The sequence below is a fragment of the Candidatus Ancaeobacter aquaticus genome, from assembly GCA_030765405.1.
GTDB lineage: Bacteria > Auribacterota > Ancaeobacteria > Ancaeobacterales > Ancaeobacteraceae > Ancaeobacter > Ancaeobacter aquaticus.
In genome coordinates, this window is the sequence record JAVCCP010000076.1 from 1 (window position 1) to 9,549 (window position 9,549).

At 34.3% G+C, this 9,549-nt stretch carries 8 protein-coding genes; all 8 read right to left on the minus strand.

The genetic code is table 11. From position 1 onward, the window contains the following. Positions 1–80 precede the first annotated feature (80 nt). Entirely contained in the window at positions 81–500 is a 420-nt protein-coding gene (locus tag P9M13_10360; protein ID MDP8263686.1) for a hypothetical protein, read from the minus strand. Between the two features lie 499 nt (positions 501–999). Beyond that, entirely contained in the window at positions 1,000–1,731 is a 732-nt protein-coding gene (locus P9M13_10365) for a hypothetical protein (protein ID MDP8263687.1), read from the minus strand. Between the two features lie 105 nt (positions 1,732–1,836). Further along, positions 1,837–2,301 carry a DUF3862 domain-containing protein gene (locus P9M13_10370; protein MDP8263688.1) on the minus strand — a complete coding sequence of 155 codons (465 nt, stop codon included), beginning with the start codon at positions 2,299–2,301 and terminating at the stop codon, positions 1,837–1,839. Positions 2,302–2,373: 72 nt separating this feature from the next. Beyond that, positions 2,374–2,652: a hypothetical protein gene (locus P9M13_10375; protein MDP8263689.1), complete on the minus strand. Its 279-nt coding sequence runs from the start codon at positions 2,650–2,652 to the stop codon at positions 2,374–2,376. A gap of 27 nt (positions 2,653–2,679) precedes the next feature. Further along, positions 2,680–3,252: a hypothetical protein gene (locus P9M13_10380; protein MDP8263690.1), complete on the minus strand. Its 573-nt coding sequence runs from the start codon at positions 3,250–3,252 to the stop codon at positions 2,680–2,682. Between the two features lie 241 nt (positions 3,253–3,493). Continuing rightward, a complete protein-coding gene (locus tag P9M13_10385) occupies positions 3,494–3,757 on the minus strand; it encodes a hypothetical protein (protein MDP8263691.1) in 264 nt (87 codons plus the stop codon). A 442-nt stretch (positions 3,758–4,199) separates the two neighbouring features. After that, positions 4,200–5,069: a DUF3320 domain-containing protein gene (locus tag P9M13_10390; protein MDP8263692.1), complete on the minus strand. Its 870-nt coding sequence runs from the start codon at positions 5,067–5,069 to the stop codon at positions 4,200–4,202. A gap of 41 nt (positions 5,070–5,110) precedes the next feature. Next, a complete protein-coding gene (locus P9M13_10395; protein ID MDP8263693.1) occupies positions 5,111–9,241 on the minus strand; it encodes a DUF4011 domain-containing protein in 4,131 nt (1,376 codons plus the stop codon). Positions 9,242–9,549: the final 308 nt, after the last annotated feature.

Here is a 9,549-nt window from a genome sequence, read left to right on the forward strand (position 1 = left end):
ACAACCGACTAGAGTTGTGCACAATAAAACAATTAGATACAACTTCTTTGATACAAATACCCTTAACATATTATTCTCTCCTAAAATCGTGAGGTATGATAAGCAAAATCACGCACCTTACCATTTTTATCATATTTAATAATAATGGTTAATGTTCGTTGATTGGTTGATACTGCTCCAGATCTACCAATGGTTAAAAATTTTATTCCTGCAGCACTATCTGAATATACAACATCTGTGGCAACCTTATCGTATAACCATACTTCTCTTCTCTCCTCGTCAGTTGAAACAACATTTGGGGATCCTAATACCTGCGCTACATCCGCAGAACTCATTCCTATTGCAATTTTTCTTTGAACAGTCCCAACAGTGACTCTGTCACCTGAATCATCCTGAACCTGGTTCCTTTGATAACTAGCTGATGCGCAACCCGATACAAGGAATACACACACTAGCAAGCAATGTATTAGCTTTATTTTACTTTTTCTTTCAGAACTCATTTATCCTCCTTCTAAATTGTTAATTTGTTTGTAGACTTACGTTTTCTACAAATAGACTTGCCTAATTTTCCAAAAAACAACAGTCCCGCCATTATACATATTACTAGTTATATTACAAGTAATATCTTATATTTTTTTTACTGTCCGCTCTTCTCGGGACCGATTACTGATAAATTCTATTACATTATTTGGAAGGCAAAAGACCTATTAGCAGGACAGGAACAGGGATCGTGAGTGAAGAGAAATGTTCTAAAGCATATTCAAATGAAGCCATGTTGCTTATACTGCCTGGGTTACGTTTTGGGAAAAATTTAATAGGATCTGTAGGCACAATCAAAACTGCGAGAGTTAACAGTTTTTTGGCAAACCCATAATGAAATTTGTAATAATCTCTATAAATTGTCGGTGAATTACCAAATTGTATTTCAACAAACACACCATTTTTAGAAAAATTACCTTTATGTCTTGGTTTTTCACTTATAAAGTCTATCGTATATCTCTAAATAGTTTGCGTGTTATTCTCTGGTCTCTTTCCAACCAATGTCCAACCCTTGAGTTTATTGATTTTGACAGAGGCTGATTTTGCTGTTGCTGAATATTTAAGATCAAAGAAATCATTGATATAAGCTGATAAATCATCATGGCTTGGATCAAAGCTAAACTCTTTTGTGCATGCCCATTTCTTTTCAAGCACACAAAAACAAAACACAAAAGATACTTTTTTAGTTATATTTTTAGAACATTTCTGAAATGAATCTTTAAATTTATCAAATAATGTTGGAATAGTTTTATTGCCGATGTTTTTTAAAGTATGGAACCAATTTCCATATATATTTTCTCTTATAAGCTTTTCAATATCTTTTCTAATATCTTCAACCTTAGGGTTATGGGCTTTAAACTCAACATTAACCACTTTCTCAAATGCATTACCACTATTGATGAACATACTTAAATCAGTAGATGCACTCACTGGGGTTTGCCCTTTTTGCTGGTACACATTCTTCGTTGGGGTCTCCATCGAATAGAAATAATTTAAATTATTTAGCACACTGCAATATAACACTCTGGCTTCTTGTTCGCTTATACGTATTTTGCCACTTCTTTTCTGTGGGAATATTAGGTGTGGTGATAGACTATTTAATTTGCTGTTAACATTAGCAACATTCCATAAATTAAAACAGACTCTCTTGTTGATTTCATGAACATCCTTAACAATCTGTTGTTGATTCATTTTTTGTTTCCCAAAATTATTAATTATTTTTCGTTACGCTAACAACTAAACTCAACGGCACTAGGTGCAAATATCCGCCAGAGCTTTTTATTGGCCATTGATTCCCTATTTCAATCCAAGCTGCGCCTTTTGGATAAGTTTGTCATTCTGGAACATTGCATTCATATTACTTCCATTGTTATTCACCCATTGATACATAACAGTAACAAGGGATTTCATAACTCCAGGAACACCATCCATTTTGTTACTAGATATTTCTTCTCCCTCGGCACCTATAATTTTAACAACTTGTCTGTACGACATGCCATTTTTAATTTGCTTGTACTCGTCATATGTCACAATTTGCTTTCCTAAGCTTGGAAGTTTTAATCCTGCTTTTGGCTTGGAAGAAGAAGTTGTGCTTTCTTCCATTATTGAAAATATCACACCAATAAGAAAAAGGAGTAATAACCCTGCCACAATGTAGGTCAAGCATCCTGTTTTCTTTTTCAAAACCGCGCCACAATTTGGACACGCCTCAGCTTTTGAACTGACTTCTTTGCCACATTCTTTACATTTTTTCATTGCCATGATCTTACTCCTTTATTGCTAACCATTAATATCTAACTTACTTTTAGGTCATAAGATTCTTTTTTATATATTTCACAACCCTTGTTTCTCAATTATTCTCATTAATCTATCTGCCCTTGCCTGAGCTCTTTTGATTTGTTTTGCTATTTCTATTTGTTTGGTTGTCGGTTTCATTCGCCCACCAACATCTCGATGGTTACTATCCGGGAGCTCACTAAACATCCTAGTCAATTCCTGAATATTATTCTCAACAACATTCAACATCTGATAAATATTATCTACATTAATATCTTTCTTATGAACAACAACACTTCTCTTTGTTTTTGGCGCTTCTTTCTTTTTTGAAGCCATAAATCACTCCTTGGTTATATTAATTGCTCAATTCTCACACCCAAATATTTCTTTTATCTTTTCTCCTGTAGGTCTACATGAAAAAATATAGTCTTTATAAATCCATAAATTACTATTGGGCAATTTTTGAGGTTTCTTCTTGGCTTTCTCTAATAAAGATTTTGGTAAATACACAGGCTTGTCGAGTCCATCCAGCACTACTTCCGCTTTTTCAACGAGCTCTGATTTATCTATGAGCGAATGATAACAATTATAATACTGTTCCAATGTCATTTCCGAATCGATCATATCAACCCATTCACAACTTGTGCAACGCGTTCTTTTTATCTTTGGATCATAATAAGCTGTCTTCTTTTTACATTTCGGACAGTTGCATATAGTATGGATCAGTTGGTCTTTTTTATTTCTTAACGCACGAGGAAGCTCGACCTGCTCTTCATCATCTTCATCCTCTCTTTCATTTACTGCAAAACGTTCAGCATCCTTATCTTGCATATATTCACTCAGTGGTTCTAAAATCCATTCTACAGTTCTCATATATATTTTATAGAGTATATAAAGAATCAACACTGCAATTAGAATTAAAATTATAATAGCCATATTGCCTACCTCTGATATCTATAAGTAAATATTTATTTCACAATTCAAAACCTGACCCCATTTTTTCAAAGTCTAAATAGAGATCTTTTTTAAATACTAATGCAACTTAGGCGAAGCAACTCCGATCACCCCACTTGATACCCAAAACATCTTCTTTGATATCGGGTGTTTAAATGTTTATAAAGTCACTCTTAATAGGTGTGCCCCCTTTTCCTTTCACCCACGCTTGAATTGTTATGTTTCATTTTACTTGCCATTCTGCTATTTGATCAAACAAATCTTTTTCAATATAATCCTCTTTGGTAGTCAGCACTTTGCTTCCACCGATTGGAATTTCTCCTTCCAGAAGAAGTGTATAGACTTCAAAACCGTCACTATCTAGCCCTTGTAACTCAACAAGAACCTCTGTATCATCAGAATCATTCCCAACTAAAGCCTTAATTGCAAAAGATATTCTATCATTATCGTCTGGCATTACTTTCACAGCAATATCACTCACTTTCATTATTAAAGCCCTCCCTTATTTTTATTTGTAACTATTACTTATAAGTATTCCATTTTTCTTAAAGTTCTTTTTTACCTACAAGCATGTGGCAAAAACTGCATTACCCTCTTAACGTCATTTCTTCATTCATTACATTAACAGATACTCATGTGTGTATCGCGTTTTTTATCTTTGGATCATAGCGCAATGTATTTTTTTCGTTTTGGAAACCCGCATATAATAGACATAAATTGATCTTCTTTTTATTCAACGTTCGAGATAGTATGAGTTCTTTCTCAACTACTTCTTCCTCTATATTTTCATCCACCTCAGATTAATTACCGTCATCTTCTTTAATAAGAATTACTATCCCGAATTTATAATATATGACTTCATCTTAGCCTATAACGACATCATACTCGTAAAAACTCATCTGGTCCATTCATGAACAACTTCACAATGTTTAGGAATAAAAATAATACTGTTCTATCCTTTTAATTCTATCGATTCTAAAGGTTCTATTTGCATCAACTAAATGACAATATGCTCTAACATATTTTCCATCCAATTTTAAAGGTTCAATTGTCCGAGTTGACTTCCCTTTTAATGGAGAGTTATATTCAATACTTATGGATCTTTTCTTATTTATTGCCTCTCGTATCACTTTTTCAATACAAAACTCTTCTATTACTTCCGAGGCATCGGCCGGCGGCTCAACAACCTCTACCTGTTCATTTTTTTTCTCATATGTCTTCTCTTGATTAAATAATAGCTTGTCCCCTTTATTAATTATATGACCAGAGATTTTATATTTATTAATACTCTTCGCCATGTGCTCGCTAATCTCTTCCGTTACTCTCCTATATCCCAGAACTTTAGCTGTTTGCACTATCAAATCAGGCTCAGGAATACCGTACTCCATACTCAATACAAAAAGTGAAGCTTCTCCTATTTCCTCGTGGCATATTGAGGTGATTTTTTTACTTATACCCTCCACTCCTTCTCTGTTCCGGATTTTTGGAACCTCCATAGTATACGGCCAATAAAATTTATCTTTCACCTTGATGTCTTCGAATCTTTTCAATTTACTAACAGCTTTTTCCAATTTTTCTTTAATCCTTCTACCCACAGAGTTAAAGCCCCAGAACCGTGCTGCTCTGCGAAATGCCTCATCTTTGTGAATTGGTCCCTCGGTATTCACTACTAATTCTAGTTTTTCTGCTATTTCTGTTATGGTAATAGCATTGTAAAAATAAAGAGAATCACGAGAGTTAATTGTTCCTATTGTAGTAATTTCATATGAAGCTACTTGCTTGGATAATAGATTGGGCATTTCATATGGATGAGCATACTCTATTTCATACTCTTTTTTGCTCAGACTTTTTTTTTAAATACTCTATTCTGAGCTTTTTCTATCGCATCTAAAGCTTTTTCTAGTTCTTGTTTTGGGTTTTTAAACCAATCTGTTGACCATATGCGATATATGTTCCATCCAAGTTGTTCAAGAACTTGCTGTCTTAATCTGTCTCTATCTCGAGCTGTTTTACTCGAATGATAAGTTGCGCCATCACATTCGATCCCTAATATAAATTCTCCTGGCTTGTCTCTGTCAACCACAGCTAAATCTATTTTATACCCGGAACAACCTATTTGTTTTTTTACCTTAACGTGTTTCCTAGTTAAAGCATCATATACTGCTTCTTCAAATGGAGAATCTGCAACCGCATCATAATCTTCTGATATATCTTGAGTTAATACAGATTCACCTTTTTCAGCAAAATCTAAATACTTTTTAAATAGATGAACTCCATCACTGTTCGTCTTGCTTAAATCAAAGTCACTGCCTCTTATTGAAGAAAATATCTCGACTTTTTCTCTTGCCCTTGTAACAAGAACATTTAACCTTCTCTCTCCACCTGATTGATTTAATGGGCCAAAATTCATTGGTAGAGTCCCTGATGGATTTTTTCCGTATCCTACACTTATAAAAATAATATCTCTCTCATCCCCCTGTATGGTTTCTAGATTTTTTATAAAGAAATGCTCTTCCCTATCTTCATTAAAAAACTCTTCCAGAGTAGGATCATCTTTGCGCAGTTCTTCAACTGCATCTTCTATTGCAAATCTTTGTCTAACACTAAAGGTCCCAACTCCTAAACTTTTATCCGGATTGTTCCTGTAATGTTCAAATACAGCCTTGGCAATTTCTCTAGCTTCATCAAAGTTTGCTCCTACCTTACCACGCTCATAACGGGTATCAGGCAAGTAATGAAACTTGATTCCAAACTTTTCAGATTCTTGCTCCATGCTCGGAAAAGTATACAGACTATTGCTATATAAATGCTTGTTGGAAAAAGCTATAAGATGCTCATGTTTGCTCCTGTAATGCCACATCAACATACATTCAGGAAATCCTGACGTGGCACATTCGTCTAAAATGCTATCTAGATCTGTTTTTTTATAACCATCCATTTCCTCATCATCATCTTCCGGAGTCATAACTGCTGCTTCAAAGAAACTCGTAGGAGGTAACTGCTTATTATCTCCAGCAACAACTACATTATTACCTCTAATAATTGCTCCTATTGCATCTTCAGGGGGAATTTGACTTGCTTCGTCAAATATTACTAAATCAAAGTTATATAATGAAGGGTCTAAAAACTGGGAGACAGTAAGTGGCCCCATCATCAAACAAGGTTTTAAATCACATAAAATATTTGGTATTTCCTTAAATAATTTTCTAAGAGGTTTATGAGCTCTTCTCTTACGAGACTCTCTATCCAGAATTCCACGTTCAGAACCTGAAGAACCTTCCCACGAAGCATCAACTTTCCCACTTAGTCTATGTTTTAAACGGACTTTTGCTAAATCGATTTGCTTGGAATCATACTCACGAAATTGCTCTATTAAACGCTCGTGATTCATTCCTAAAAACTGTCTTAAAGATTTCCTTTCATAAAATGCGGCATCTATCCAACACCTTAAAAATTGACATTTAAATGTATCCGAAAACTGTTCGTGGGAAATATTATGTTTTTCGCAAATACTTAAGAAATCTTCAAATCCAAATTCATGACATCTTTTCAATGAATCCTGATAAGCTATCCATATACCAATACTTTCAATGCTTTCGGCCATACCCGTTATCTTCTTATCTAGTGATTCGAGTGGATAACTAAATAAATCGCTATTCAATCCGTCGGAAATATCGAATTTAATGTGATTGAAATATTCTTCTACAATATTCTGGTGCAACTCCCTATCTCTAATAAGATCTTTTCTCAAAATATTTATCTCTTTTACATCAAGTTCTCTATTCATAACCATGCTAAATATATCTTCTGTAAAATGGCCCTCTTCAATATGCTTATGAAATCTGACAACCCATTTTGAAAACTTTTCTAATTGGCTACCGTCTGAATCTCTAGCTACCCATAAATCACCAAAGATTTCACCTCCAAAATCGTCGGAAACATCGATGTTTTCTGCCCGCTTTTTTGCTTCACATATTTTCTTTAAATCCTCAATAATTTCTACATACTTAGGTTTGTATTTCTTATTCTTGTGCGGTTTAATTTTTCTTTTATTTTTAAGAAAAGAAGGAGATAAAAAATAAAGATATTTTTCGCTACAATCTTTGCACTCTTTCAGAATGACCCCAACATCTTCTTCAAGAATTGATAAGTCATATTTATCTCTTGCCCACTCTTTATAATCGCAAAAGCTCTTAACATCGTTTACAATGTCATATATTTTTACTGACAATTCAGTCCAAATGGAATTTTTCATGAGCTCTATAGCTGTAGCCGGCAAAGCAGCTAAAACACTTGTACCATCTAAAAGATCCTCGATTTCTCTATACGTATCTGGTTTTTTAAAATGACTTGCTTCTACAAGTTGCTGAATATTGTTTTGCAGTTTTTTATTTACCTCATATACCGAGTTCATTAACTCTTTAATCTTTATTTTTTCTGGATAAGAAAATTCTGTTGTAAGCTTTGTGCCATACCAGGGGTGCAGCATAGGATTGTTTATATGACTTAAATTTACACTCAGTTTCTCTAGCAGCTCACGTCCCAGTAAAAATCTTTTTTCATCCCATTGTTCAACATTTTTGAAAATAAATTCTAAATCGGGTATTTCTGTCATGGAAGAAATAATACCCATCGCCTTATAAGGAGACATTCCTAAAGCCCCGAAAGGTGTCCCGACATCTCTTGCGTAATCACCTAATTCCTCCTTCAAATTCTCCAATTTCAATAAATCCTGGTCATGTTTATGATCTGGTGGCTTTGGTTTCCTCAAGCTTTCAGCAAGTTCTTCAATAACCCTTTTTTTATTAGCTTTTCTGCTATGTAACTCCAAGCAAAAGTCTCCCAGCCCAACTGCCTCAAGTCTATTCTTTACTACTTCTAAAGCAGCTATTTTTTGACTGACAAATAATACTTTTTTCCCTTCAGATAAAAGTTCAGCAATAATATTTGCAATTGTCTGTGATTTCCCTGTTCCTGGGGGGCCTTCAATAACTAGGTTATTACCCTTTTTTACAACTGCAATTGCTCTTTGTTGACTTGAATCTGCATCTAACACTTGAAAAGTTTTTTGAGGTTTTATTTCTTCCTTTAATTCGTCCCAAGAACATAGCGAATCTAATGACTCCCTATTGTGAATTTCCTGGCCACATATAGTTTGAATAACATCATTCCCCAGAACGCTTCCAAAATGCGCTTCTAAATCTTTATACATCATAAATTTTGCAAAAGAAAACAATCCTAAGAATATATCATTGGTAATACTCCATCTTTCCTCATGTTTAACCTTATCCTGTATCTCGCTAAACACCTTTAATAAATCAATTTTTTCCACATCATCATCTAGATCATCTAAACTTATACCAAAATCAAGTGTTAGTTTTTGCCTCAAGGCAGGATTTAGTAAAATAGCCTCATCATTATAATTAACTTTATAAACACCTTTAACAGATTGACGGGTAAGCTCGACAGGGATAAGAACTAACGGTGATTTTATTTTTACATCAGAACTAGCAGATTCATACCATTCCAGGAAACCTACAGCAAGAAACAAAACGTTGTACCCTTGCTCCTCCATCACTGAAGCAGCAGAAGAATGTATTCGAAAGAGATTTTTTGCTAATTGCCCTGTTGTTAGGTTTGTTTGTAAATGAATATCTATGTGCTTTGCTTCTAAATTATCTTTGTTGTATTTCTTAAATTTTTTTGTCTGTGTCTCAATCTTGTCTTCCTCTACAGATTCCACGCCTTCAGTTTCTTCATCCTCTCCTTCCTCCTCACTTTCAGGTATGGAGAGAAAATCCATTGATTTCAATTTCGTTACTAAAGTTGCAAAAACCTCAGGTGGTTGCTCATCGACAATTCGTACGGTAGTGACTTTGGTGGGCTTAAAGTTTACTAATCGATTTCTTTTTGTTAAATCGATTAATTTGTTTTTCCATCTAGCAACTCGATCAGCTATTATTTTTTCCATAACATCAGCCCAAGTGTAGTTATTCATTAGTGTTTTTTATAAGGTAATTATACATCATATGTATGCTTTTGTCAAGAGTTTAAAATTATCTATACAATTGAACAGGCAATACAATTTAATGCATTAATATTAGATTACGGCAAGTAGGCTAATAGATAGGACAGTATACTTTTTTATGTGACGGAGTTCTGGTCGAGTAGATATAATATGGCCGTCACACTTAGACATGCTTTGTGTTCCCTGTTACTCTCCCCTTTCGGTTTGGAGAGTGTCACATTATTCTGTCTTATGCTTCGACTTCAACACCC

Bases quoted from the DNA above. Each gene is read 5' to 3' on its own strand.
- P9M13_10385 (MDP8263691.1), bottom strand. From the start codon at position 3,757: ATGAAAGTGAGTGATATTGCTGTGAAAGTAATGCCAGACGATAATGAT.
- P9M13_10360 (MDP8263686.1), bottom strand. From the start codon at position 500: ATGAGTTCTGAAAGAAAAAGTAAAATAAAGCTAATACATTGCTTGCTA.
- P9M13_10380 (MDP8263690.1), bottom strand. From the start codon at position 3,252: ATGGCTATTATAATTTTAATTCTAATTGCAGTGTTGATTCTTTATATA.
- P9M13_10370 (MDP8263688.1), bottom strand. From the start codon at position 2,301: ATGGCAATGAAAAAATGTAAAGAATGTGGCAAAGAAGTCAGTTCAAAA.
- P9M13_10375 (MDP8263689.1), bottom strand. From the start codon at position 2,652: ATGGCTTCAAAAAAGAAAGAAGCGCCAAAAACAAAGAGAAGTGTTGTT.
- P9M13_10395 (MDP8263693.1), bottom strand. From the start codon at position 9,241: ATGGAAAAAATAATAGCTGATCGAGTTGCTAGATGGAAAAACAAATTA.
- P9M13_10390 (MDP8263692.1), bottom strand. From the start codon at position 5,069: ATGCCCAATCTATTATCCAAGCAAGTAGCTTCATATGAAATTACTACA.
- P9M13_10365 (MDP8263687.1), bottom strand. From the start codon at position 1,731: ATGAATCAACAACAGATTGTTAAGGATGTTCATGAAATCAACAAGAGA.